Source organism: Amycolatopsis keratiniphila (genome assembly GCF_000400635.2).
Lineage (GTDB): Bacteria > Actinomycetota > Actinomycetes > Mycobacteriales > Pseudonocardiaceae > Amycolatopsis > Amycolatopsis keratiniphila.
Window position 1 is genome coordinate 5772633 of the sequence record NC_021252.1, and the last position, 23423, is coordinate 5796055.

At 68.2% G+C, this 23423-nt stretch carries 26 protein-coding genes and 1 pseudogene; 10 read left to right on the forward strand and 17 right to left on the reverse strand.

Features of this window, described 5'->3' with window-relative positions; translation table 11 throughout:
* The first annotated feature begins 124 nt into the window (after window positions 1-124).
* Window positions 125-1570, forward strand: coding sequence for an APC family permease (locus AORI_RS66950; RefSeq protein WP_016335516.1), 1446 nt, complete (start codon window positions 125-127; stop codon window positions 1568-1570).
* Here AORI_RS66950 and AORI_RS66955 read toward each other — a convergent pair.
* Window positions 1550-2299, reverse strand: a complete 750-nt coding sequence (locus AORI_RS66955) for a GntR family transcriptional regulator (RefSeq protein WP_016335517.1) — start codon at window positions 2297-2299, stop codon at window positions 1550-1552. The two genes, AORI_RS66950 and AORI_RS66955, sit on opposite strands and share 21 nt — an antisense overlap.
* 109 nt (window positions 2300-2408) lie before the next feature.
* On the opposite strand from AORI_RS66955, the gene AORI_RS66960 reads away from it, so the two are divergent.
* Complete coding sequence (locus AORI_RS66960; RefSeq protein WP_043848982.1) at window positions 2409-3278, forward strand: Cgl0159 family (beta/alpha)8-fold protein; 870 nt, start codon at window positions 2409-2411, stop codon at window positions 3276-3278.
* 20 nt (window positions 3279-3298) lie between these two features.
* Window positions 3299-4783: a CoA-acylating methylmalonate-semialdehyde dehydrogenase gene (locus AORI_RS66965; protein WP_016335519.1), complete on the forward strand. Its 1485-nt coding sequence runs from the start codon at window positions 3299-3301 to the stop codon at window positions 4781-4783.
* Between the two features lie 218 nt (window positions 4784-5001).
* Here the strand turns inward: AORI_RS66965 and AORI_RS66970 are convergent, their stop codons facing one another.
* The gene (locus tag AORI_RS66970) at window positions 5002-6390 is read right to left on the reverse strand and encodes an amino acid permease (protein WP_016335520.1); all 1389 of its coding nucleotides are present in this window, start codon (window positions 6388-6390) and stop codon (window positions 5002-5004) included.
* A gap of 171 nt (window positions 6391-6561) precedes the next feature.
* Here AORI_RS66970 and AORI_RS66975 point away from each other — a divergent pair, with 171 nt between their 5' ends.
* The 4 genes from AORI_RS66975 to AORI_RS66985 are packed head-to-tail and all read left to right on the forward strand — an operon-like array spanning window position 6562 to window position 8516.
* Complete coding sequence (locus AORI_RS66975; protein ID WP_016335521.1) at window positions 6562-7467, forward strand: glutaminase; 906 nt, start codon at window positions 6562-6564, stop codon at window positions 7465-7467.
* Window positions 7468-7504: 37 nt separating this feature from the next.
* Entirely contained in the window at window positions 7505-7987 is a 483-nt protein-coding gene (locus tag AORI_RS66980; RefSeq protein WP_016335522.1) for an MSMEG_6728 family protein, read from the forward strand.
* Window positions 7984-8193: a hypervirulence associated TUDOR domain-containing protein gene (locus AORI_RS83010; RefSeq protein WP_016335523.1), complete on the forward strand. Its 210-nt coding sequence runs from the start codon at window positions 7984-7986 to the stop codon at window positions 8191-8193. Before AORI_RS66980 ends, AORI_RS83010 begins: the two co-directional genes overlap by 4 nt.
* Entirely contained in the window at window positions 8190-8516 is a 327-nt protein-coding gene (locus AORI_RS66985) for a DUF3140 domain-containing protein (RefSeq protein WP_016335524.1), read from the forward strand. The genes AORI_RS83010 and AORI_RS66985 overlap by 4 nt, the downstream gene beginning before the upstream one ends.
* Here AORI_RS66985 and AORI_RS66990 read toward each other — a convergent pair whose 3' ends face one another.
* From AORI_RS66990 to AORI_RS67005, 4 genes are all read right to left on the reverse strand, one after another.
* Window positions 8517-8936 (reverse strand): hypothetical protein, encoded by a 420-nt coding sequence (locus AORI_RS66990; RefSeq protein ID WP_016335525.1) that lies wholly within the window; start codon window positions 8934-8936, stop codon window positions 8517-8519.
* 28 nt (window positions 8937-8964) lie between these two features.
* Window positions 8965-9393 (reverse strand): winged helix-turn-helix transcriptional regulator, encoded by a 429-nt coding sequence (locus AORI_RS66995; RefSeq protein ID WP_081809708.1) that lies wholly within the window; start codon window positions 9391-9393, stop codon window positions 8965-8967.
* A 10-nt stretch (window positions 9394-9403) separates the two neighbouring features.
* Window positions 9404-10297, reverse strand: coding sequence for an MBL fold metallo-hydrolase (locus AORI_RS67000; RefSeq protein ID WP_016335527.1), 894 nt, complete (start codon window positions 10295-10297; stop codon window positions 9404-9406).
* Between the two features lie 90 nt (window positions 10298-10387).
* A complete protein-coding gene (locus AORI_RS67005) occupies window positions 10388-11248 on the reverse strand; it encodes a LysR family transcriptional regulator (RefSeq protein ID WP_043848230.1) in 861 nt (286 codons plus the stop codon).
* Window positions 11249-11330: 82 nt separating this feature from the next.
* Here AORI_RS67005 and AORI_RS67010 point away from each other — a divergent pair, with 82 nt between their 5' ends.
* Window positions 11331-12272, forward strand: coding sequence for an MBL fold metallo-hydrolase (locus tag AORI_RS67010; RefSeq protein ID WP_016335529.1), 942 nt, complete (start codon window positions 11331-11333; stop codon window positions 12270-12272).
* On the opposite strand, the gene AORI_RS83930 is transcribed toward AORI_RS67010, so the two are convergent.
* From AORI_RS83930 to AORI_RS67025, 4 genes are all read right to left on the reverse strand, one after another.
* A complete protein-coding gene (locus AORI_RS83930; protein ID WP_167337776.1) occupies window positions 12219-12395 on the reverse strand; it encodes a hypothetical protein in 177 nt (58 codons plus the stop codon). The two genes, AORI_RS67010 and AORI_RS83930, sit on opposite strands and share 54 nt — an antisense overlap.
* A gap of 146 nt (window positions 12396-12541) precedes the next feature.
* On the reverse strand, window positions 12542-13315 hold the full coding sequence (locus AORI_RS67015) for a hypothetical protein (RefSeq protein ID WP_016335530.1): 774 nt from the start codon (window positions 13313-13315) through the stop codon (window positions 12542-12544).
* Entirely contained in the window at window positions 13302-14837 is a 1536-nt protein-coding gene (locus AORI_RS67020) for a vWA domain-containing protein (protein WP_016335531.1), read from the reverse strand. Before AORI_RS67020 ends, AORI_RS67015 begins: the two co-directional genes overlap by 14 nt.
* The gene (locus AORI_RS67025) at window positions 14834-16072 is read right to left on the reverse strand and encodes a hypothetical protein (RefSeq protein WP_016335532.1); all 1239 of its coding nucleotides are present in this window, start codon (window positions 16070-16072) and stop codon (window positions 14834-14836) included. The genes AORI_RS67020 and AORI_RS67025 overlap by 4 nt, the downstream gene beginning before the upstream one ends.
* Window positions 16073-16242: 170 nt before the next feature.
* Between AORI_RS67025 and AORI_RS67030 the strand changes: the two genes are divergently transcribed.
* A complete protein-coding gene (locus tag AORI_RS67030) occupies window positions 16243-17898 on the forward strand; it encodes a glutamate--tRNA ligase (protein ID WP_016335533.1) in 1656 nt (551 codons plus the stop codon).
* 156 nt (window positions 17899-18054) lie between these two features.
* Here AORI_RS67030 and AORI_RS67035 read toward each other — a convergent pair whose 3' ends face one another.
* Entirely contained in the window at window positions 18055-18768 is a 714-nt protein-coding gene (locus tag AORI_RS67035; RefSeq protein WP_016335534.1) for a hypothetical protein, read from the reverse strand.
* Window positions 18769-18783: 15 nt separating this feature from the next.
* Window positions 18784-19617 carry a hypothetical protein gene (locus AORI_RS67040; protein WP_228688183.1) on the reverse strand — a complete coding sequence of 278 codons (834 nt, stop codon included), beginning with the start codon at window positions 19615-19617 and terminating at the stop codon, window positions 18784-18786.
* A gap of 211 nt (window positions 19618-19828) precedes the next feature.
* Here AORI_RS67040 and AORI_RS67045 point away from each other — a divergent pair, with 211 nt between their 5' ends.
* Complete coding sequence (locus AORI_RS67045) at window positions 19829-20056, forward strand: hypothetical protein (RefSeq protein ID WP_046199830.1); 228 nt, start codon at window positions 19829-19831, stop codon at window positions 20054-20056.
* 4 nt (window positions 20057-20060) lie between these two features.
* On the opposite strand, the gene AORI_RS67050 is transcribed toward AORI_RS67045, so the two are convergent.
* The 5 genes and pseudogenes from AORI_RS67050 to AORI_RS82265 all read right to left on the reverse strand — a co-directional run bounded on the left by AORI_RS67050 (window position 20061) and on the right by AORI_RS82265 (window position 23379).
* Window positions 20061-20294: a hypothetical protein gene (locus tag AORI_RS67050; RefSeq protein WP_016335537.1), complete on the reverse strand. Its 234-nt coding sequence runs from the start codon at window positions 20292-20294 to the stop codon at window positions 20061-20063.
* A 37-nt stretch (window positions 20295-20331) separates the two neighbouring features.
* Entirely contained in the window at window positions 20332-21564 is a 1233-nt protein-coding gene (locus tag AORI_RS67055; RefSeq protein ID WP_016335538.1) for a hypothetical protein, read from the reverse strand.
* Window positions 21565-21757: 193 nt separating this feature from the next.
* The gene (locus AORI_RS67060) at window positions 21758-22054 is read right to left on the reverse strand and encodes a hypothetical protein (protein ID WP_016335539.1); all 297 of its coding nucleotides are present in this window, start codon (window positions 22052-22054) and stop codon (window positions 21758-21760) included.
* Window positions 22055-22169: 115 nt separating this feature from the next.
* Entirely contained in the window at window positions 22170-22748 is a 579-nt protein-coding gene (locus AORI_RS67065; RefSeq protein ID WP_016335540.1) for a hypothetical protein, read from the reverse strand.
* Window positions 22749-22849: 101 nt separating this feature from the next.
* Window positions 22850-23379 (reverse strand): annotated as a pseudogene (locus tag AORI_RS82265) (TetR/AcrR family transcriptional regulator).
* Between the last annotated feature and the right edge of the window lie 44 nt (window positions 23380-23423).

The following is a 23423-nucleotide window of genomic DNA, read 5'->3' on the forward strand; positions in this document are numbered from 1 at the left end:
TCGCGCGCTGGGAGCGTGACCCGAAAGACCGGGCGCTGCCGAACAAGCGCCGCGCGCGCAAAGGCAAAGCCCGAGCCCGCCTCCGCTCCCATACTGGCCGTCCAGCCGAGACGAGGAGCACCGAATGAGCCGTGACGACACGTCGCTCGCCAAGAACGTCCTGGGCGTACCGGGCATCGTTTTCCTCGTGCTCGCCGCGGTCGCGCCGCTGACCGGGATGATCGTGATCGCGGCCATCGGCATCGCGGTCGGCAACGGCGGCGGCATGGTCGCGGCGTTCCTGCTGGCGACGGTCGTCCTGCTGCTGTTCGCGGTCGGGTACGCGCAGATGTCGCGGGTCCTCACGAGCGCGGGTGGCTTCTACGCCTTCGTGGTCAAGGGATTGGGCAGGACACCGGGTCTCGTCGCCGGTTTCATCGCGATGCTCGGCTACAACTGTTTCGTCGCCGGAGCGATCGGTACGAGCGGGTTCTTCACCTCCACGGCGATCGACGACGTCTTCGGCCTGAAACTCGATTGGCTGTTCTGGAGCGCGCTTTCGGTCGCGCTGGTCCTCCTGCTCAGCCGTCGCGGGATCGCGGTCAGCGCCAAGGTACTGGGTGTCTCGCTGATCCTCGAAGTGTCGATTCTGCTGATCATGGACTTCAGCGTGCTGTTCCGGCACGGCTTCTCGTTCGCCGCGTTCAGCCCGTCCGTGATGTTCCAGGGAGCGGGCGGACTCGCGTTGTTGTTCGCCGCCAACGCTTTCATCGGCTTCGAGGCGACGGCTCTGTTCGGCGAGGAGGCCAAGGATCCCAAGCGGACGATCCCGCGCGCGACCTACATCGCCATCGGGTTCATCGGGGTGTTCGCCGCGTTCACGACCTGGGCCGTGGTCAGCGCGATCGGCGCCGAGCAGGCGCAGGACGTGGCCGCCGCACATCTGTCGAGCGGGGATCTCGTGCTCTCGGTCGCCCAGGAGTACCTCGGCGGCCCGTTGACCAAGCTGATGTTGCTGCTCCTGGTGGTCAGCCTGTTCGCGGCGCTGCTGGCGCTGCACAATTCGGCCACCCGCTATCTGTACGCGCTGGGCCGGGTCGGCGTACTGCCGCGGCTGCTCGGCAAGACCAGCCCGAGCAACGGCGCCCCGCGTTACGCCTCGATCGTCCAGCTAGCCTTCGGTTCGCTGGTGGCGCTGGCGTTCCGGCTCGCCGGGCTCGACCCGGTCGCCGACCTCACCGCGAGCATGACCGGCTTCGGCACCCTCGGCATCCTCACCCTGCAGTTGTTCGCGGCCGTGGCGATCCTGGTCTATTTCCGCCGGACACGGGACCGCCGGGTGGTGAAGACGCTGATCGCCCCCGGGCTGGGCGCGGTGGGGCTCGGGCTCATCGTGACGCTGGCGATCCTCAACTTCCCGACGCTCGCCGGGTCGAGCAACGGCGTGGTCCCGCACCTGCCGTGGCTGCTGCTGGTGGTCGCGCTGGCCGGGCTCGCGCTCGCGGTCTGGCTGCGCCGGTTCCGCCCCTCGGTGTACGAGGCGCTGGAGACCGACCTGGAACGCGAACCGTCAGACGTTGTTGGTCAGTGAGAGGTTGAACGAGTACCGCGAAGCGCGGTAGACGTGCCACCCGTATTCCACGACCTTGCCGGACTCGTCGTAGGTGGTGCGGCGCATGGTGAGCAGTGCCGCACCCGGCTTCTCGTCGAGCAGTTCGGCGTCCTCCTCGGTCGCCTGCCGCGCGCCGACGTTCTGCTGGGCGGCGTGCAGACGGACCCCCGCCGAACGCAGTAACTGGTAGAGCCCCTTGTCCCGCAGTTCGTCGTCGGCCGGATCGATGAGGCCGTCGGGCAGGTAGTTGTTCATGACCGCCAGCGGCTCGCCGCCGGTCGAGCGCACCCGCTTCAACCGCCGGACGTGGGTCAGGCCCGGCGTCTCGAGATGCTCGATCGCCTCGTCTCCCGCCGGCTCGACGCGGTTCACGAGGACGACGGATTCCGGCTTGTCCCCGAGTTCGCTGAGGTCGTCGAAGAGGCTGCTCAACCGCAGCGGCCGGGCGACCTTGGTGCGGACGACCTGCGTGCCGACACCTCGTTTGCGGACGAGCAGCCCCTGATTGACCAGTGACTGGATCGCTTGGCGGATGGTCGGCCGTGACAGGTGCAGCCGCGCCGCCAGATCCAGCTCGTTGTCCAGCCTGGCACCGTTGGGCAGCCTGCCGTCTTCGATGGCGGCGCCGATCTGCCGGGCGACCTGGGAGTACAGCGGTTCCGGGCCGTTCGGATCCACCACGATCTCGCCGGGTGCCCAGGGTTTCATGCGCGGAGCCTACCGCGCTCGACGACTATGACCTTATGTCCATATGTCTTGACAAAGTCTCCGGGTGCTTGCGATGGTCGAAGGATCACGCGAGCCGGGAGGTACGAACGTGTCGGACACAGTGCGCCGGATAGTCGCCGCGCGAGTGCGGGATCCGGGGGCCGTCGCGGTGGCCGCCGCCACCCGGGTCCGCGCGAAGTCGCCGTTCAACGACAAGGGCCGCACGATGATCATCGCCGCGGACCACCCGGCCCGCGGCGCCAACGGCGTCGGCTCCGACCCGCTCGCGATGGCCGACCGCGGCGAACTGCTCGACCGCCTCGGCCTCGCGCTGGAACGCCCCGGGGTCACCGGCGTGCTGGCGACGCCGGACATCATCGACGACCTGCTGCTCCTCGGCGTACTCGACGGCAAGACCGTCATCGGCTCGATGAACCGCACCGGGCTCGCGGGATCGAGTTTCGAGATCGACGACCGGTTCGCCTGCTACGACGCCGAAACGATCGAGCGGATGCGCTTCGACGGCGGCAAGACGCTCACCAGGATCTGCCTGACCGACCCGGCGACACCGAGCGTTCTCGAGAACACGGCGAAGGCGGTCAACGACCTCGCCGACCGCAAGCTGATCGCCATGGTCGAGCCGTTCCTCGCGGACTGGGTCGACGGACGCCTCCGCAACGACCTCTCCCCCGACGCCGTGATCCGCTCGATCACCATCGCCTCCGCGCTCGGCCGCTCGTCGGCGTACACGTGGCTGAAGCTTCCGGTGGTGAAGGACATGGAGCGCGTACTGGCCGCGTCGACCTTGCCCGCGGTCCTGCTGGGCGGCGAGGTCAAGGATCCGGACGCCGCGTTCGCCGCCTGGCAGCGGGCGCTCGCGCTGCCGACCGTGCAGGGCCTCGTGGTCGGCCGGTCCCTGCTCTACCCGCACGACGGCGACGTCGCCAAGGCCGTCGACACGGCCGTCGGACTGCTGTGAACACCTGTGGAGGACAACGCGTGAAGACCATCGACCACTGGATCAACGGCGCCGCGACCACGGCAGGCTCCACCCGTACGGCCCCGGTGTACGACCCGGCCGCGGGACAGGCGCGGGCGGAGGTGCTCCTCGCGGAACCGTCCGATGTGGACACCGCGGTCGCCGCCGCGGCCAAGGCCTTCGAGGCGTGGGGTGATTCGTCGCTGTCGCAGCGGACGAAGGTGATGTTCGCCTTCCGCGAGCTGCTGGTGAAGCACGAGGACGAACTCGCCAGGATCATCTCCGCCGAGCATGGCAAGGTGATCGACGACGCGCGTGGCGAGATCGTCCGCGGCCGCGAGATCGTCGAGTACGCCTGCGGGATCGCCGACGCGCTGAAAGGCGGCTTCTCCGACCAGGTCTCGCGGGACGTGGACGTGCACGACTTCCGGCAGCCGCTCGGCGTCGTCGCCGGGATCACGCCGTTCAACTTCCCGATCATGGTGCCGTTGTGGATGCACCCGATCGCCATCGCGGCGGGCAACACGTTCGTCCTCAAGCCGAGCGAACGGGTCCCGTCCGCGTCCCGGCTGGTCGCCGAACTGTACGCCGAGGCGGGGCTTCCCGACGGCGTGTTCAACGTGGTCAACGGGGACAAGGTCGCGGTCGACGCGATCCTGGAGCATCCCGGCATCTCCGCCGTGTCGTTCGTCGGGTCGACACCGATCGCCAAGTACGTCCACGAACGCGCGACGGCCACCGGCAAACGCGTGCAGGCACTGGGCGGGGCCAAGAACCACGCCGTCGTCCTGCCCGACGCCGACCTGGAGTACGCCGCGAACCATCTCACGGCGGCCGCGTTCGGTTCGGCCGGGCAGCGCTGCATGGCGATCTCCATCGGCGTCGCCGTGGGATCCGCCGGTGACGGGCTGATCGAGATCCTCGAACGCAAGGCCGCCGAGATCAAGGTCGGGCCCGGACACGAGGCGGGCAACGACATGGGCCCGGTGGTCACCGAGGCGGCGCGGCGGCGGGTGATCGACTCCGTCACCCTCGGCGCGGAGCAGGGCGCGACCGTGGTCGTCGACGGGCGGGAGCTACGGGTCGCCGGGCACGAGGACGGATTCTTCGTCGGACCGTCCCTTTTGGACCACGTGACCACCGGGATGGCCGCCTACCGCGACGAGATCTTCGGGCCGGTGCTCGGGATCGTGCGGGTGTCCACACTGGATGAAGCGATCGAGCTGATCAACGCGAACCCATACGGCAACGGGACCGCGGTGTTCACCGGCAGCGGCGAGGCGGCGCGGCGGTTCCAGCGGGAGGTGAAGGTCGGGATGATCGGGGTCAACGTGCCCATCCCGGTGCCGATGTCGTACTACTCCTTCGGTGGGTGGAAGGACTCCCTCATCGGGGACAGCCCGATCCACGGCCCGGCGGGCGTGCGGTTCTACACGCGGGCGAAGGTCGTCACGACCCGGTGGCCGCACAGCGCGGCGGGCTTCAACTTCCCGACGTCCAGCTGAACGACCGCGTTTCGTCCTCTGAATGCGGTCAGGTACGTGAAGGACCCCTTCATTGCGTCTAGCGCAGTGAAGGGGTCCTTCACGTACTTGAGGGGGTGCTGGATGTCATGAAGGCCGAGTTCCCTCGGCTGAGCCGCGTGAAGGGGCCTTCACGCGCAACCGTTGAGGCGAGCCGCAGTTAATGCGGCAACCGCATTCAGAGGACGAAACGCGGATCGTCACCGCACCTCTTGCCGTTGCCGTTTCCCGACGATCCGCCAGCCGACCGCCAGCACCACGACCAGCACCGGGATCGAGTAGAACGCGATCTTCTCGGCACCGTCGGAGAAGCCCATCAGGACCACCACCAGCGCGAGGAAGCCCAGCGTCGCCCAGCCGCTGTAGGGCGCCCACGGCATCCGGTAGGACGGCCGTTCCAGCTCCCCGCGCAGCGCCGCCTGACGCAGCCGCAGCTGGCAGAAGATCAGCGTCGCCCAGGTGGTGATCACGCCGAGCGAGGCGATGGCGATCGCGATGTCGAAGGCGTCCTTCGGCACCAGGTAGTTGAGCACCACGCCCAGCACGTACGCACCGGACGTGAACAGGATGCCGCCATAGGGCACGTGACGGCTGCTCATCCGGCCGACGAACTTCGGTGCCTCGCCCTTGTCGGCGAGCGCCCGCAGGATGCGGCCGGTCGAGTAGAGCCCGGAGTTGCAGCTCGACAGCGCGGCGGTGAGCACGACCGCGTTCATCACGTCACCGATACCCGGGATCCCGAGGCGGCTGAACACGGTGACGAACGGGCTCTCGCCGCCGTTGTAGAACGGCCACGGCAGCAGCATCGCCAGCAGCAGCACGGATCCCACGTAGAACACGCCGATCCGCCAGACGACACCGTTGATCGCCTTCGGCAGCACCTTGCGCGCGTCCTTCGTCTCGCCTGCCGCGATACCGACGACCTCGATCGCGGAGTAGGCGAAGATGACCGCCTGCAAGGTCATCAGCGCGATGCCGACACCGGCCGGGAAGAAGCCGTTGTGGGCGGTCAGGTTGTGCACGCCCGCCGTGGTGCCGCCGATGTCGGCGCTGGTGAGCACCAGCCCGGCCGCGGTGACCAGGAAGACCACGATGGCCAGCACCTTGACCACCGAAAACCAGAATTCCAGCTCGCCGAACAGTTTCACCGAAAGCAGGTTCACCGCCAGCAGCACGCCGAGGGCGACCAGCGCGGTGATCCACTGCGGCACGTCGGGCAGCCACTTGTGCACGTAGATCGCCACCGCGGTGATCTCCGCGATGCCGGTCATCGCCCAGTTCACCCAGTACATCCAGCCGGAGGCGAAACCCGCCCACGGCCCGATGAACTTGCGGGCATAGGTGACGAAACTGCCGGAGGACGGCTCGTGCAGCACGAGCTCACCGAGGGCGCGCATCACGAAGTACGCGGCGATACCGCAGAGCGCGTACGACAGGACCAGCGACGGCCCGACCTGGTGGAGCTTGCCACCGGCACCGAGGAACAGCCCGACGCCGATCGCGCCGCCGATGGCGATCATCTGCACTTGGCGGTTGCCCAGTGCTTTTGAGTAGCTTTCACCTTTTTCGGTGAGCAGCGAGGAATCCATGGTTGCCAGACGCTAGAGCGTGTGCGGCACGTCACCCAACATTGCTAAGGAAGACTTAAGGTGTGCGGGACGTCACTCCGCCGGTTTTACGGGAATTTCCCTTTTCGATTTGACAAATTCACCCGCGAACCCCGATGGTCGCGCGCGAAGAGGCGCTTCTACGCTACGGCCGTGGACCTCGCAGCGCTGCTGGACCGGATCGCCGACGACGTCGCGCCGGAGATCGGCCGCGGCTCCGTCGCGGACTACATCCCCGCCCTGGCCAGGGTCGATCCCGGCCGGTTCGGCATGGCGGTGGCCGAAGTGGACGGTGGGCTGCACGGGGTCGGCGACTGGGAGGTGCCGTTCTCCATCCAGAGCATGTCGAAGGTCTTCACCTTGGCGCTCGCCCTCTCCCACGGCGACGGGGTGTGGGAACGGGTGGGCCGCGAACCGTCCGGGAACCCGTTCAACTCGCTGGTCCAGCTGGAGAACGAGGACGGAATCCCGCGCAATCCGTTCATCAACGCCGGCGCGCTCGTGGTGACCGACGAATTGGCGCATCACGGCGACGCGGCGGAAACACTGATCCGGTTCCTCCGGGAGGAAAGCGGGCGCGCGGACATCGGAATCGACGCCGAGGTCGCCGCGTCGGAGGCCGCGCACGCCGACCGCAATCGCGCGCTCGCGTATTTCATGGCGTCGTACCGGAACATGCGGCATCCGGTGCCCGCGGTCCTCGACCAGTACATGCGCCAGTGCTCGATCGCGATGAACTGTGGCGACGTCGCGCGAGCGGCGGTGTTCCTCGCCCGGCACGGCGTGCGCAACGACGGCAGCCGACTGCTCGGGCAGAGCGCGGCCAAGCGGGTCAACGCGGTGATGCTGACCTGCGGCACCTACGACGCGGCGGGCGAATTCGCCTATCGCGTCGGGCTTCCCGGCAAAAGCGGGGTCGGTGGCGGCATCGTCGCGATCGTCCCCGGCCGGTGCGCGATCTGCGTCTGGAGCCCCGGCCTCGACCCGCGCGGCAACTCCGTCGCGGGCGTCGCGGCGCTGGACAGGTTCACCACCCTGACCGGCTGGTCGATCTTCTGAGCGGTTTGGATCCGCGCCGGCGGGGGAAGCCGCCGGTGTGCAGACGTTTCTCCCGTGCGCTGATTTCCGGGCCTCCGCTTCCGTCCTCGACCAGCGGAGGCTCGGTAAGCAGCGGGTCGAGACCATCCAGGTGCTGCGCGCGCTGACGGTGCCGGGATACGGCTGGCGGCATCACCCGGCCGCGGCGATGTGGGCGGGCTACGAGGAGGCGCTCGTCCGGTACGGCTTCGACATCTGCGAGGTCTGGTGCGAGACCGGCCGCCAGGACACCTGCCGGCAAACGCTCCGGCTCGATCTGCTCCGCGCCACCGGGCTCGACGAGGTCCGCACCCAGGACCGGCTCGCCGACGCGAAGGAACTGCCGCCCTGGCTCGGCGACCCGGATTTCCACCGCAGCCACCAGTCCGCGCTCGTCCGCAAGGAGCCGGGGCATTACCGCCCGATTTTCCCGGACGTCCCCGACGACCTGCCCTACGTCTGGCCCGCGTCGGACCGTCCACGACGAGAAGGAGTGCGATGAGCAAGCGATTCCGCAAAGGCGACAAGGTCCGCTGGAACAGCCATGGCGGGCACGCCGAAGGCGAGGTCCTGAAGGAGATCACTTCGGACACCGAAGCGGGCGGCCGCACGGTTCGCGCGTCCAAGGAGCAGCCGCAGTACCTCGTCCGCAGCGACAAGAGCGGCGGCGAAGCGGTCCACAAGCCCGAGGCACTGGAGAAGCTGTGAGCGGAGACAAGGACGTCCACGCCGAGTTCGGCGAAGCGGTCAACATGACCGCGGGTGAACTCGAGAAGTGGCTGAAGACCGACGAGTCTCGCGAAGCGGGACAGCACAAGGACGGAGGCGAGTCGGTCGGCCACGAGTCGGGCCGCCGGATCGTCACGATCCTGCGCACGAAGAAGGCGGAACTCTCCGAAGAGGACGAACGGCACATGCGCAAGGTGGTCGGCTACGTGCACCGGCATCTCGCGCAGCGCCCGTCCGGCGACGTCACGGACACGACCTGGCGGTATTCGCTGATGAACTGGGGCCACGACCCCTGCAAGTAGTCAGCCGCTCGACGGCCGCCCCATCTCGTGCCCCGGCCGTCCCTCGGTACGCCGCCGGCGCTTGATCCGCTCTTCGTGCAGGTGCCGCCGCCCACCGGTCAGGTCACCGGTGACGTCGCGCGCCATCTCGCGGTAGGCCGCGTAGTAGCCCTCGTCGTACTCCTCGATCATCTGGAAGGTCCACCGCTCCGGCAGCACGTTGAGCCCGACCAGTTCGGTCTGGATCCGCTCCGCCCACTCGGCGTGCCCGGCCTCCCGGAGTGCTTCGACGGCCTCGCCGAGCGCGAAGTCGGCGGTTCCGGTGAGGTGGTGGAAGGCATACAGGTGGCCCCGCGCCTGCTCGACCGTTTCGAGGGCGAAGGTCAGCTTCCCGACGGCGTCGACGGTCGCCTGGTCGGGTTCTGGAGATGTGTCCGGCATGCCGGGGAATGCCCCGGACGCGGCGTTCCTACACCCCGGCGTCGTACCGCGTCCTGGCGTCGTTGATCTCGTTGATATGGAGTTCGGCCCAGTCCCGGATCACCGCCAGCGGTGCGGTGATGGTCTGGCCGAGCGAGGTCAGCGTGTACTCGACCTTCGGCGGCACCGTCGGATGAACGGTGCGCGTGACCAGACCGTCGCGTTCGAGCCCGCGCAGGGTCTGGGTGAGCATCTTCTCGCTGACCCCGTCGATCGCGGCGCGCAGTTCGCTGTAGCGCTTGGTCCCCGTGGAGAGGCAGCCGACGATCAGCGCGGTCCATTTGTCCGCGATGCGATCCAGTACCTGTCGCGAGGGACACGGCGCGCTGTACACATCGGCCGGCCGCCCGTCCGGCAACCAGGCCAGCACCTGGCCCGGAGTGCCTGGACGGGGACGGCGGCGGTGTGGTTCCGGCATACCCGCGACGTTATCCGGTGGCCTGGCCGGCGGCCCAGATCCGGCGCAGCGCGGGCGGCAGGACCCGGCCGAACACCTGGCCGGCGAAATGCCCGCCCGCGAGGATCGTCCGGTCGTCCTCGATCTCCTTCAGCAGTTGCTCGCGGGTGGCGACGCCCTCCGCCGGATCGACGTCGAACGCGAACGTCCAGTGGCTTTCGGTGATCTGCACCTGGCAGTGCATGACGTCGCCGAGCACGACGACGCGGCGGGGGTCTTCCCCGTCCGGATCGGTGACCACCAGGCTGCTGTGGCCGGGCGTGTGCCCCGGCGTGGCGAGTATCCGCACACCCGGCGCGACGACGTCGCCGTCACCGAAGAACCCGATCACCTCGGCCAGCGGCTCCTGCACGGCGAGCGGATCCGGGCCGACCGGGTCGTTCGTGCCGGACCAGTGCGCCCATTCGGCCTCGCTGACCAGATGCCGCGCCGCCGGGAAGGTCAGCCCGGTCACCGGCCCGCCCGGACCGTCCGGCGCGGGCGGGACGTTCGTCGTCCAGCCGACGTGGTCGTGGTGCAGATGCGTGTAGATCACGGTGTCGACGTCTTCCGGGCTCAGGCCTTCCGCGGCCAGGGCGTCGAGCAGGCCCCCGCCATGGAACTCGGCGGCACCGGGCAGGCTGAAGTCGGCCGCGCCGAGCCCCAGGTCCACGAGGATGACGCGGTCGTCCGTCCTGATCAGGAAGGAACCGATGCTGACCGGGAACCAGCCGCGTTCGTCGAGGAACGCGTCGTGGGCCGCCCAGCCGGACGGCACACTCGACGGCAGGAAAACGGCGGGGTTGAGCCAGGCGTGCCCGTCGGGCAGGTAGGTGACCGTGGTCCGGCCGACCCGGATCTGGGACCTGGCGGCAGGTCTGGACATGTCGTGGACTCCCTTGTGGATGGTGAGCGAAGCTGTACTCACTTTCGGGGAGCCGCTCTCCGGAGGGAAGTACGCACTTGTAAGTGCGGTCTAGCGATGGCCTTCCACGGCGATCCGCGCGAACGAGCGGATCAGCGGGTTCTCCCGCTCGGTCACCCACGCGACGACCAGCGGGCTCGGTGGCATGTCGGCCAGCGGCACCCAGGTGAGCCCGTCGGGCAGGGCGTGCCCGATCGGCGCGATCCCGGCCGATCCGTTCCACAGGACGGCTTGCAGGCATTCGCCGACCGTGCGCACCACCGGCCCGGCGGGCCGCCCGCCGACGGGTGTCGCCCCGTGCCAGTACTCGCGCCACCGGGGATCCGTGCCCTCCGGCAACTGGAACCACGGCCGATCGGCGACGTCGTCCAGCCGGAGCGTCGCATGGTCGGCGAGCGGATCGCCGGTACGCAGCACCAGCCCGACCGGATCCTCACGCAAAATCCGGACGGTGAGGCCGGTTTCGTCGAACGGCGACCGGGTCAGCGCGACGTCGGCCAGCCCGGGGCGCAGGCCGGTGGTGGGGTCGGTGAAATCCGCCTCACGGAAGCGGATCGAGACCTCGGGATGCCGTCGCCGGAACGCCGCGGCCAGGCGGGTGCCCGCCTCCCCCGCGCCGTCGGACAGGGTGCCGACGGTGAGGGTCGCGGGGCCTGCCGCCTCCACCACCCGAGCGCGGGCGCGTTCGGCCTGGTCCAGCAGGGTGCGGGCCTCGGCGTACAGGGTGCTTCCGGCCGCGGTGGGCTCGACGCCGGCGGCCGACCGGAGCAGCAGGACGACCCCCAGGTCGTTCTCCAGTTGCCGGATGGCCCGGCTCAGCGGCGGCTGGGTCATGTGCAGCCGCGCGGCGGCCCGGCCGAAGTGCCGCTCCTCGGTGACGGCCACGAAGTAGCGCAACAGGCGTAGCTCCATCACCAGCGATGATACCCATCAGGTATCGAGGTGTGGAGATCGGTCTTGGACGACGTCCGGAGCCCGGCGCGAAGGTGGGGACATGCCCTTCGAACCACTCACCCACGAACCCGCCGTCGACCCGGCCCAGGCCAGGGAGATCGCCCGCGACGTCGTGGTGATCCCGAATCTCGGCGTCGACCTCGTCCCCAACATCGGCGTCATCGGCGGCTCGCACTCGGTGCTCGTCGTCGACACGGGACTCGGCCCTCGTAACGCCGAGAAGGTGCTCGCCTTCGCGGCCGAACTCGCCCGCGGCCGCAGGCTCTACCTGACGACGACGCATTTCCACCCCGAGCACGCTTTCGGCGCGCAGGTCTTCGCGGACGACGCGACCTACCTCGTCAACAGCGTCCAAGCCGCGGATCTGGTCCACAAAGGACCGGGTTATCTCGACATGTTCCGCGGCCTCGGCACTCCGGTCGCCCGGGCGTTGGACGGTGTCGAACTCGCCACCCCCGACGTGGTCTACGACGACGCGTACGACCTCGATCTCGGCGGGCGGGTCGTGCGCCTGGCGGCCACCGGACGCGCCCACAGCAGGGGCGATCAGGTGGTGACCGTGCCCGACGCCGGCGTGCTGTTCACCGGAGACCTGGTCGAGACCGGGCAGTTCTCGATCTTCCCGTGGTTCCCGCCGTACGACACCGATGTCTCGGGAGTGCGCTGGATCGAAGTGCTGGGACGGCTGGCCGCCGCCGGACCGGACCTCGTCGTCCCTGGTCACGGCGACGTCTCCGGACGCCGGATCCTGACCGACGTCCGCGAATACCTCGCACTGCTGCGCGACGAGACCTGGAAGCGGCGTGACTCGGCGCTTCCCGAAGAGACGATCGCCGCGGAGGTCGAAGCGTTGATGATCGAACGCCACCCCGGGTGGGAGGGGCGGGACTGGATCGCGAAGGGGGTCGGCTGCTTCTGCGCCGACCATTCAGGCCATGAGACAGCAGGCGCCGGTGAAGCAGCCGAAGGCGCCTCCGCTTGACGCGTTCTTCCAGTTGTCGAAGTGGTCGATCACGAGTTCGACCTCGGCCTGCCCGGCCGCGGTGACATCGATGCCGGCGTCGGAGAAGAAGCTGCGGATATCGTCGGAAACGGTGGTCTTCATCGAAGATCTCCCTCGAACCTGCGGTGTTGGATACCGAAATCGTGCAGGTTCGGGCCCCGGTGTCGACAGTGCGAAGCGACACGGGCGACGTGTGGCTTTCGACTGCTCCACTCGCGTCAACCGGACGACGCGAGTGGAGCAGCCTGCTACTTGAAGATGGCGATGGGGTGGACGACGAGTTCCCCGGTTTCGGGATCCCAGTCCTCGACCTTGCCGAGGCAGCGCGCCCGGAACGCGCCGGCGGGCGCGGAGTCGCGCAGGTCGCTGGTCACACAGGTGAACCGGATCCGCCTGCTCCGCTCCGGATCGTCCGGATTCCCGTACGGCGCCACGAAAACCGTCTCGGTGTCGGTCTGGGACCGTTGACGGAACAGGCCTTTCACGGAGATGAACGCCTCGAAACCGCGCAGCCTGGTCTTGAGCTGCCGGGTGCTCTCGGGGCCGTCGGCCCAGCCGAGTTCCCTGACCAGTGCCCGATTGTGGACCAATTCCTGCTTCGTCAAATCGACGTAGATGATGTCGTGGTGCTTCTCCAGCACCTTCGTCACGATACCGATCACCGTGATCGGTTCGGCCTTGCGGATGTACCGCCGGAACTCCTCGTCGGTGTCGGTGCGCTCCGATTCCCCTCTCAGCGGCCCGAATCCACCCGAACCCCAGAACCGCCAGCCCCGGCTCTTCCGTTTCTCGACCTCCTGTTCCAGCGCCTCGTTGTAGCGATGCAACTGGTAGAGACCCATCACGGATTTCGTGTGCAGGTAGAAGGCGATGCCCCGGATCATGCCCTGATCGCCGTCGGAGCGCGCGCGGCGCCAATGCTTCACGAAGACGACGATCGCGACGAGGAAGGCGAGCACGGTCAGCACCCAGACCGCGATCCACCAGCCCCAGACTTCCCACCACAGATTATCGGCAGCCACGGATCTCCTTGAAGGCGTCGAGCAGGGAGGTGGTGTTCGCGTCGACCATCCGGCCACCGGTGGCCACGGCCGCGCGCTCCAGTTCGGCGGGATTCGCCTCGCCGAACCGGATGGTGTACGTGTGCACGCCCGGATCCCTTGGCGCGCGCAGGAATTCTTCGATGCCGGGGCCGGTGTTGCTCTCCCCGTCGGTCATCAACACGATCGAGACGCCTCTGCCGGGCTCGGCGCCGCGATGGGCGCTCGCCTTCGCGTACGCCTCGCCGAGCGCGGCCCAGACCGCGGTGTTGCCGTCGAACTCGTCGGCCGCGATGAAGGCCCGCAACGCGTCGAGATCACCCGGCCCGTCGATGGTGAACTCCTTGTCCCCCAGTATCTTCCCGCCGAACCGGAGGACCGTGAGGCGCTCGCCGCGGTAGAAGCGGTCGAACCCTCCGTCCGGACCGCCGCTCAGCCCGGCGAAGGTCGCCCGGAGCGCGGCGATACGCGAGCCCTTCATCGAACCGGAGAAGTCCAGCACGAAGATCACGCGTCCCGGCGCGCGGGAAGCGGAGGCCGCGTAGTCTTCGAGGAGTTTGTCCACGACGGCCTGTTCGTCCGGGAAGTACAGCGAGTTCCCGATGGAGGCGGGCAGCCTCGGATCGAGCCCCACCTCGCCGGTGATCGGGCGGCGGAGCGTCCGCTCCATCAGTTTCTTCTGTGTCGCCGGGCTTCTGAGCCAGGAGACGACCTTGTCGTACACCTCCCGTTTGGCCGGGTCGAGCAGCAGGACCGGATAGTCGGACTGGACGATGCCGTCGCGCGGGTACACCAGTTCCAACGGGGTTTTGAGCCTGCCGCTCGCGTTGAGGGAGAGCAAGGTGGACTCGTATCCGATGATCGCGTCCACGTCCTGGCGCTCGGTGAACCGATCGGCCACGGCGGCCGAAGTGTCCGCGGTCAGCGTGTGCCCGGTGCGGAAGCCTTGGAGCTTGTCGCATTTCACGTCCTGGAGGCGCAGCGCCGCGCCCGTGCCCGCGGCGGCCGTCGCCACCCCGACGAGCGAGGTGAGCCCGCTGGTCGACTTGGCCGGATCCGCCATCGCGAACCGGAAGCCGCCGCCCGCCGCCGCGTCCGCCAGATCCGCCCACGAGAGCTTCCCGTCCGGTTTGCCGCGGCGCAGTTCCGCCGCCTTCGCCGGGGTGATCCCGACGATGACCGGAGACACCATGGTCTTGGTCGCGAGCGGCCGTTCCCCCTTGTCCCCCGACTGCCGGTGCTTGAGCTGGAAATACCGGTCGGTGGAAAGCCAGGCGAGATCGTGCTGTGCCTTTCCCGGGGTGAGGGAGGCGACGGCGTCGATGGTTCCCCGGAAATCCATTTCCAGTTCGATTCCCGTTTCCGCGCGAAGGTCTTCGAGAATCGGTCCGAGATCGGCCAGCTCCGAACTGGCCAGCACGCGCAGCTTCACCTTCTGCCCGCCGCTCGTACAGGCGGCGGCCGCCAGGAGCAGGCAGCACAGGATCGCGAGGAGCCGCTTCACGGGCAGTCCCCGACCGTCTTGATCATCTCCTCCAGCACCGGGCTGTCCGGCAACGGCGTGGTGCTGTCGTCACCGGCGATCTGCGGCGCGGGCAGCCCCTGCCCGCGGAGGAAGTCGTACAGCCGCGCGCTTTTCGTGCTGCCCGCGGGCGTCGCGACGCCGAAGCCGAGCTCCATCGCGCGGCGCTGCAGCTCCGGGTCGAAGGTGATCAGCTCGCCGAGCCGTTCCGCTTCCGGTTTCAGCGCCAGGAACTGGGGTTTGGTCAGGATGTCGTCCTTCGGGTACAGCAGCACCCGGTCGAGATCCGGCTGCCCGCTCTGCGCCTTGGCCCGCAACTGCATGGCGAGATACTGGTGCTCGTAGATGACGACGATCGGCTTGTCGCCCTCGGCCAGATTCGCGTACGACTCCGACAGATCCGCCGACGAGAAGCCTTGTGCCGCCACGAGCGGTTTGATCCGGTTGGCCAGCCTTTTCGCGGACGAGAGGTTCGGCGGACCGGCGGGCGCGCCCGCCGGTTGCGGGTCGGCGACCGGGACATGGCGGCCGTTCTCCAGGAAAGCCAGCAGGATCAGGTACGTCGCGCCCGAGTTGGAGTCGCAGACGTTCGAGGTCTGGGCGAGCACCCTGTTCCCGTTCTGCGCGCCGAAGCGGCTGATGCCCAGCGAGTCCCAGGTCTGCCCCTGCCTCATCGTCTCGATGAACTTCTGGGTGTCCAGCGTGTAGTACAGCGGATCCCGCTCTCCTTGCGGTTTCGTGGCGATCTTGTTGCTCTCCAGCGTTTCCGCGTAGCGGCGATACGTGGCGAGGACGATCGGGCTGGTGAAGGGCTGCCGCGCGCTGCCCGTCCATTGGTCGGCCCTCGACCGGCGGACGAGGCTCGCGGCGGGCTCGCCCGACATGAACACGAAGTCGTACTGGCTGAGGTCGTGGGTGGCGACGTCCCGCGAACCCGCCCTGGTCACATGGACGCGGATGTGGTGGCGCATCAGGATTTCCTGGATCTTCGCGTCCTCGAAGAGATCCGATTTGGAGCCCATCTTGCCGCGCAGGACGAGCGTCTGCTGGAACGGGACCACGATCGTCCCGCTCAGGAGCAGGGCGATCAGGCCGCCGACGGCCAGGGCCAGCGCGGGCCCAAAAGTGCGGAGAAAGCGACGGCGCAGAAAGAACGCCGAGGGTTTTGGTCGGATGGTGAGCTGGGGTTCTTCACGAAGCGAGCTATCGGTGGTCACCGATTTCCTCCCCGAATGTCCGGCACGCCCATTTTACCGGGGAGCACCGACGGAAAAGCACGTCTCGATCCGGCTTCGGGACCACCCTCACCAGGCCCGGAGGCCGGACGGTTAGGCTCTTCGGTGGCGAAAACCGCCATGCACCACGACGCCGGGAGATCTGAACCGCCATGCTGGACCGAGCAGTCATCGACGCCCTCTTCCCCGCCGACCTGCCCGAGCCCGAGCACTGGGAACAGCGTTACCCCGCCCGCGAGCTGCCCGAAGGCGCCCTGGTCACCCGGTTCGGCCCCTCGCCGACCGGGTTCGTCCACATCGGCGGGGTCTACGTCGCCACCATCGACCAGGACGTCGCCCGCCGCAGCGGCGGCCGCTACCTCGTCCGGGTCGAGGACACCGACCGCTCCCGCGAGGTCGAAGGCGCCATCGACCAGTTCGAGCGCGGGTTCGCCTACTTCGGCCTCGCCGCCGACGAGGACATCCACCGCGGCGGCGACTACGGCCCGTACCAGCAGTCCGAGCGCGAGCAGATCTACCTGACCTACGTCCGCCACCTGCTCCGCTCCGGCCGCGCGTACCTCGACTTCGCCACCAAGGACGAGCTGGCGGCGATCACCGCCCGGCAGCAGGCGACGAAGCTGCCGACCGGCTACTACGGCTCGTGGGCCATCTGGCGCGACGCCGACCCCGCCGACGTGCAGGCCAAGCTCGACGCCGGCGACCCGTACGTCGTCCGGTTCCGCGCCCCGGACGACACCGGCGCCCGCGCCCGGTTCACCGACGCCATCCGCGGCCCGCTGGAGGCCGAGGCGAACCGCAACGACGTCGTCATCCTCAAGAGCTCCGACCAGAGCCCGCGGCTGCCGACCTACCACTTCGCGCACGCGGTCGACGATCACCTCATGCGGGTCAACCTGGTCATCCGCGGCGACGAGTGGATCTCGTCGGTGCCGGTGCACCAGCAGCTGTTCGACGCGCTCGGCTTCGAGCCGATCACGTACGCGCACATCGCGCCGCTGATGAAGCAGGAGGGCGGCAGCAAGCGCAAGCTGTCGAAGCGCAAGGACCCGGAAGCCAGCGTCGACTTCTACATCGAGTCCGGCTATCCCACCAAGGCCGTCCTCTACTACCTGCGCGGCCTCGCCAACGGCCGTCTCGCCGAGATGCCGCTCGACCAGGCGCTGGCCGAGCCGATCAACCTCGACGAATGCGGGGTCGCCGGCCCGCTGGTCGACCTGGTCAAACTCGACGACATCTCGGCCGACCACATCGCCACGCTGTCCGGCGCCGAGATCCTCGAGGAGGTCCGGGGCTGGGCGGAGCGGTTCGACCCCGAGCTGCGGACCGTCCTCGACGCCGAGCCGGACCTCGCGCTCCGGGCGCTCGCCGTCGAGCGTGACGACGCCGAGAACCCGCGCAAGGACCTGAAGAAGTGGAGCGAGTTCCGCGCCGTCTACGGCTTCTTCTTCCCGCAGCTGCACGCGGCCGTCGCGAGCCCCGGCGACGAGCGGATCACCGCCCTCGGCGTCGACCCCGCCGTCGTCCAGGCCGTGGTGCGGGACTTCGTCGAGAACTACCAGCAGCTCGACGACGGCCAGGAGTGGTTCCAGCAGATCCGCGACGTGGCGGCGAAACACGGCTTCGCGAAGAACGCCAAGGAGTTCAAGAAGAACCCCGAGGGCTTCCCGGGCTCCATCCGCGAGGCTTCGCAGATCATCCGGATCGCGATCACGGGCTCGACCCGGAGCCCGGACCTGCACTCGATCACCCAGGCGCTGGGACGCGAGGAGACGCTGAGCCGGTTCGCCGGTCTCGTGGGTGAGTGACTCGTGACCTTGCTCGACTGAAGTCCGTGAAGGCCTCCTTGCCTACCCTGAAGGTAGGGAAGGAGGCCTTCACGGCTTGCCGAGTACATGAAGGACCCCTTGCTTGCGCCTAGGTACATGAAGGGCCTTCACGTACTTCAGAACCGTCCTTACCACTCACGAGGCGGGGACGAACTGGTCGTAGAACGCCGTCTTGACCGCGACCACCGCCTCTTCCGTCTCTCGGAACCGCTCCCGCGCCTCACTGGAGTCGATCAGCTGCACCAGCCGCAGTCCGAGCTGGTCGGAATGCGTCAGCGAAAGCGGGGACGCCGCGGCGAGCGGGCGCGACTTCGCGTCGTGCACGTGGTGCGGGTAGTAGAAGACGGACTTGTCGCCGAGCACCGGGCCGATCCGGCGCCAGAGTTCGCCGTACTCGACCGAGACCAGCACCTCGCCCCAGAACCGCAGAATGGTCAGCAGTTCGATATCGGCGTACTTCGAGTCGCCCGCCGAGGCGATCAGCTCCATGGTGGTGTCGAGGCAGGCCGACGTGGCCAGGGACTTCCTCGACCGTACGAGCACTTCGCGCGGGACGCCCAGGGCGAGGATGTCCGTCATCAGATCCTCGCGGTGCGAAGGTGTGCTGCCGGGCGAAGTGTTGTCCGGGTACTCCTCGCGCACGATGACGCGGGCGATCCGTTTGGACTGCTCGTCGGTGAGCAGGTCGATCGCCAGGTCGTAGGCCATGGTGAACGCCAGCGACAGGAACCGGCGCTGCAACAGGACGGCATGGAGGTCCTCCACCGGGAGCTCGGTGACGCCCCGCAGCGCGGGGTGATTCCTGAACCGCTCGATCAAACCGTCTTCGAACTCGTCGAGCTCGCGCATCAGTACACCTCTTGCTCAGAAACGGATCATGTCGATGCTTCGGTTCCAGTCGGCGAGGTCGACGTCGCGGCCGATGTCCCACAACGTGTCGAGCTCGCGCTGGATCTGTTCGCCGAGCACGGTGTCGTGCGTGCCCTCGATCTGGAACTGCGGCGAATTGACCGCCAGCTGGCCGTGCAGGAACATGCTGACCAGGTAGCGCCCGTCGGCCCGGTACACCGAAACCGAGGCCTGCGAGTTGAACACCCGCACCTTCAGGTTGCCCTGGCGCTTCGCCAGCCGCCGGTGCAGCCGGGAGAGTATCTCCAGGCACTCCGCGATCCCCGTGCTGACGAAGGGGTTGCCCGCGCCGTCGTTCCGGCCCAGCGCCGCCTCCCGCAGCCCCACCAGCATCGAGTTCGGGTGCAGCAGCATGATCCGCACCTCGGCGCGCCGGTCGACGATCGCGGCTTCGAGTTCCTTTTCCAGGCGCTGCAGGTTGGGGATCCAGGTGTTCAGGATCGTCACCTGTTTGGCCTTCGCGACGTGTGCCGCGAACTCGTCGTCCGGAAAGCGTTTGTGCACTTCGACCACGCCGCCGTAGTGCGAACGGCGGAGGCTCGTGGCGATGGTGTCGATGTCGAGACCGGCGAGCCGATCGCGGATGTCCTCCAGCGCGCGCAACGGGGTCAGCTCGACGAGCAGCACCACGACCACCCCGCTGACCATGATCAAGGTCAGCGTGGTGACGCCTTTCGGCGCGACTTTGTCAAGCAGGCCGAGTTGTTCCGCGATCCCGACCGCGAAGCCGGCCACCGCCAACCCGCCGAGACTGAGCAATTCGAGCCAGCGACGCATTCTGCGGAGCATTCACCCTCCGGGATCCGGCTGCTTGGCCCTCATGTTCTCACGATCGGGGAGTGGATTTGTGATCGGGGTCACTCTCCACGGAATTCACGAAAAGAATCGGATCCGGTGCGGGATTCCGCAGTGCGAAGGGCGCAGATCACAAGGGCGAAGTGAAACGCGCGGACGCCGACAGACGACATACCCGATACGCAAGTACGGAAAGTTGTGGTCGATGAGCGCTGATCGCGTTGTCCAGCTGCGCTGGGAGCACCGCCACGTGGCCGGCGACGGCGGCCGCGCGGCCTTGTCCTACCCCGGGATCTCGGTGGTCCGGCGGACCGAGGGCGAAATCGTCGACCACACCTGGATACCGGTCGGGGAAGAACCCACCTTCGCCGACGACGAGGCGCTGATCACCGCCCTGCACGCCGCCTGGCGCTGGACCAGACCCGCCGCCTGACCCCTTATTCGTCGCCCGATTTGTACCGGCGCTGGAGTTCTTCGTCCTGTTCACGCGGCGACTTTTCCGACCAGCGACCGTGGACGAGGTCGTTCTCCGTGTAATCGGCGCGCCGTGAAGCCCAGCCAGGCAACATGATCTTGCGTGTCCCGCCCCGCCCTCGATCGCGTATGTCGGTGACGACGGCGATGCCGATCACCAGCACCAATATCCCGAGCACTATCCAGATCACGGCCATGGTCCGCTCCCCCGCAGATCGGTCGGTTCCGACCAGACTAACGGCGGACGGCGCTCGGGCGGACCTCATTTTTCCGGCCAGGTGTGCGGTGGAACGGGGCGGTCAGGGTCGGCAGGAGGTGGTGGCGGTTGCGGATCAGAGCGGCGAACGCGATGAGCGCGTAGACCCCGCAAAGGACATAGCGCGCGGTCTGGCCGGGCAACGCGAACTGCACCGCGAACAGGCCGAGCAGCGTCCAGGCGGCCCAGCGCGGGAAACGCAGGGCGAGCAGCGCGGCGACCCCCAGCAGGGTCTGGGTCGCGGTGAGGAGGAATTCCTCGATCTGACGGCCGTCCAGGCGCAGTGCCGCTCCCCCGCCGCCGAGGACATAGGCGATCGGCAGGCTGCCGACGAGCAACGTCCATTGGTTGACCTTGCTGGAAAGCAGGGTGCCGATCGCCGCGTCGCCCTTGCCCCGTAGCGCGAAGAGGATCGCCACGATGAACTCCGGCGCCTCCGACGCCAGCGGCGCGAGCCACTGCACGAGCAGGAACCGGTCGGCGCCCAGTTCCGTCCCGACGGCGATCAGGTTGTGCGCGAACGGTTCCGCACTGGCGAGGATCACCACGGCCGCGAACACGAACAGCGTGGCCACGAGGGTCCGGCGGGATCGCCGGGGCAGCGCGCCCAGTGCGGCGGCCGGACCGACGAGTTCGGGTTCACCGGGTTCGGCGCGGGAGACCTTCCAGAGGTAGAACACGAAGAAACCGAGCAACGCGAAGCCGAGGACCAGCGAGATCTGCCCCGTTCCGGGAATGACGAACGCGACGATCGAGGCGATCGCGAGGAATCCGAGCTCGATCCGGTACGGCGCGTCGAGGACCAGCTCGCGGACGGTGATGCCGCCGCGTTTCTTCGCGACGGCGAGCGCGACCAGCACGACGGCGGACCAGCCCAGGCCGAGCAGCAGCCGGTTGGAGCCGGTCATGTTAGCCGCGGCATAGGCGACGTACTCGGGGTTCGAGCCTGCCGTGTAGGCGAAGTACAGGTCCACCGCGTACTCGGGAAGGACCGCGATGACGGCCAGCACGGCGATCGCGAGGCCGCCGGAGATGTCCACCTGCGCGGCTTCGGCCGCCCAGGCGAGCAGGAACGACGCCGCCACGACGGCGAGGCCGAACAGCAGCAGACCGGCCGGCGCACCCGGGTCGGTGCCGGTGAACCGCAGGAGAAGCGCGGGCACGGTGAGCCCGGCGCACAGGCCGACGGGCCTCAGTCGGTTGATGATCACCGACCGAGCTTCGCGGCCGCGGACGGGTTACCACAACCGTTTCCGCATCCGCCTGTCCGGCGAGAATTCCCTTGTGGGATAGGGAAAACCGAAGATCGTCATGCCGAAAACCGGACGTCGTCACACCGGAGCACCCGGGCCCGAAATGACGGACTCCCCGGTATCCGCGGGATACCGGGGAGTCCGGGGGCGGTCAGCCCCGGGCGTTCGGGTCGATCACGTCGCCCGCCAGTCCGGTGGCGGCGTCACCGAGCGCACCGGTGGAGTCGACGACGCCCTGACCGGCCGCGGTGGCCGAGTCGACGGCGTCCTGGCCTGCCGTGGTGGCGCTCTCGGCGAGGCCCTGACCGGTCTCGGCCAGCCCGCCGGTCGCCTGGGTGACCTGGTCGGCGGCGCCGGAAAGGTCGACACCGGTCAGCTCGCTGACCTTGTCGCCCGCGCCGCCCAGCAGTTCGGCGGCCTTTTCCTTGAGCGAGTCGAACAGGCTCATCAGGGGTACTCCTCGGATCGGTCTTGCGAAGGCGGCTGAAGGTTCACCGTACAGGACAAATCGGGCACGGTGCGCGAAGGCCGTCGCTCCGGACAGGTGAAATACCGAGGAGTGTTCAGAGACAGGGCGGCCGGTAGCGGTCGATCGAGAGGCCGCGGAAGTCGAGTTCGTTCGGCGTTTTGCCGACGAAGACCAGGCCCCGCGCCTCGGTGAGCGCCGAAGCGAAGGAGTAGCCGGGCGTACCCAGTTCGGGCAGCGTCGTCCAGGCGCCGGGCTTGAAGCTGAAGAACTTCTTCACCCTCTTCCCGCCGGTCGACGGCACCTTCGTGAGCCACTTGTCCCCGCCGCTCCACTTCGAGGCGGGACGCAACTGGACGTAGAGGTCGTCGGTCGCGCTGTAGGTCATCCAGAAACCGGCGGATTTCGAGAGATCGGCCTGTGCTTCGAACCGGTTCCCCAGCCAGACGACGACCACGTGCCATTCGGCGTTGAGGAAGGTCACCTTGGCCGCGTAACCGCCGCGTTCGCGGACGAGCAGGCTGCCGGTCGGCGGCAGGGTGGTGCCCTCACCGGAGGCGAGCCACTGCTGCAATCGGTCGATCGACGGGGTGGCGCATTCACAGCCGTGCCCGCCGGACGCGTTCGCGACGGCACCGGGGCCGATCAGCGAAGCCAGGAGCATCGACGAGAGCACCGCGAGCGTACGAATCCTGGATCCTCCGCGCATTCCCGGAAGCTAGCACAGCGAACGCGAAAACCGCCGTACAGCGCCGAAAGCGGCCGACGATGCCCCACTCAGCGGAAACCGTCCTTTATGGACAAAGAGTCGACCTCGGCGGCGAACAGCAGGGTGGGGTCGAACCCCATGCCGGGAAATGCCCGGCGAGCTCCAGCGAGAGAACGCCGTGAACACGGGTCCAGAAGGTGACGGCACGACGGAGCGCCCGGCCGTCGTCCGGCTCCGCCGCGTACACCCGGAGCAATACGGTCATGATCTCGTCCGAGATCTTCGTGGTGTCGCCAGGCGCGTGATACCCGGGGATCGGCGTCCCATAGACGAACAGGTATCGCTGCGGGTCCGCCAAAGCCCATTCCCTGATCGCGTAGGCGACTTCAGTCACGCTGACTGCCGCCTGAACGGCATCGGCGAGGCTTCGATACGCGTCGCGGACGAGGTCCGTGATCAGGTCGTCGCGACTGGGGAAGTACCGGTACAGCGCGGGGCCGCTCATGCCGACGTGCCTGGCGATCGCGTTGAGGGACAGCGCGGACACCCCGGTCGTGGCCAGCTGCTCCCAGGCGTGCCGCTTGATCTCCGCGCGCACCTGGGCCCGGTACCGCTCCCGCGAGGTCTCCACCGGCCACCCCT

Bases quoted from the DNA above. Each gene is read 5' to 3' on its own strand.
- AORI_RS66950 (WP_016335516.1), top strand. From the start codon at position 125: ATGAGCCGTGACGACACGTCGCTCGCCAAGAACGTCCTGGGCGTACCG.
- AORI_RS67010 (WP_016335529.1), top strand. From the start codon at position 11,331: ATGCCCTTCGAACCACTCACCCACGAACCCGCCGTCGACCCGGCCCAG.
- AORI_RS67005 (WP_043848230.1), bottom strand. From the start codon at position 11,248: ATGGAGCTACGCCTGTTGCGCTACTTCGTGGCCGTCACCGAGGAGCGG.
- AORI_RS67035 (WP_016335534.1), bottom strand. From the start codon at position 18,768: ATGCGCGAGCTCGACGAGTTCGAAGACGGTTTGATCGAGCGGTTCAGG.
- AORI_RS67030 (WP_016335533.1), top strand. From the start codon at position 16,243: ATGCTGGACCGAGCAGTCATCGACGCCCTCTTCCCCGCCGACCTGCCC.
- AORI_RS66990 (WP_016335525.1), bottom strand. From the start codon at position 8,936: ATGCCGGACACATCTCCAGAACCCGACCAGGCGACCGTCGACGCCGTC.
- AORI_RS67040 (WP_228688183.1), bottom strand. From the start codon at position 19,617: ATGCTCCGCAGAATGCGTCGCTGGCTCGAATTGCTCAGTCTCGGCGGG.
- AORI_RS67045 (WP_046199830.1), top strand. From the start codon at position 19,829: ATGAGCGCTGATCGCGTTGTCCAGCTGCGCTGGGAGCACCGCCACGTG.
- AORI_RS83010 (WP_016335523.1), top strand. From the start codon at position 7,984: ATGAGCAAGCGATTCCGCAAAGGCGACAAGGTCCGCTGGAACAGCCAT.
- AORI_RS67060 (WP_016335539.1), bottom strand. From the start codon at position 22,054: ATGAGCCTGTTCGACTCGCTCAAGGAAAAGGCCGCCGAACTGCTGGGC.
- AORI_RS66970 (WP_016335520.1), bottom strand. From the start codon at position 6,390: ATGGATTCCTCGCTGCTCACCGAAAAAGGTGAAAGCTACTCAAAAGCA.
- AORI_RS83930 (WP_167337776.1), bottom strand. From the start codon at position 12,395: ATGAAGACCACCGTTTCCGACGATATCCGCAGCTTCTTCTCCGACGCC.
- AORI_RS67000 (WP_016335527.1), bottom strand. From the start codon at position 10,297: ATGTCCAGACCTGCCGCCAGGTCCCAGATCCGGGTCGGCCGGACCACG.
- AORI_RS66955 (WP_016335517.1), bottom strand. From the start codon at position 2,299: ATGAAACCCTGGGCACCCGGCGAGATCGTGGTGGATCCGAACGGCCCG.
- AORI_RS67050 (WP_016335537.1), bottom strand. From the start codon at position 20,294: ATGGCCGTGATCTGGATAGTGCTCGGGATATTGGTGCTGGTGATCGGC.
- AORI_RS66995 (WP_081809708.1), bottom strand. From the start codon at position 9,393: ATGCCGGAACCACACCGCCGCCGTCCCCGTCCAGGCACTCCGGGCCAG.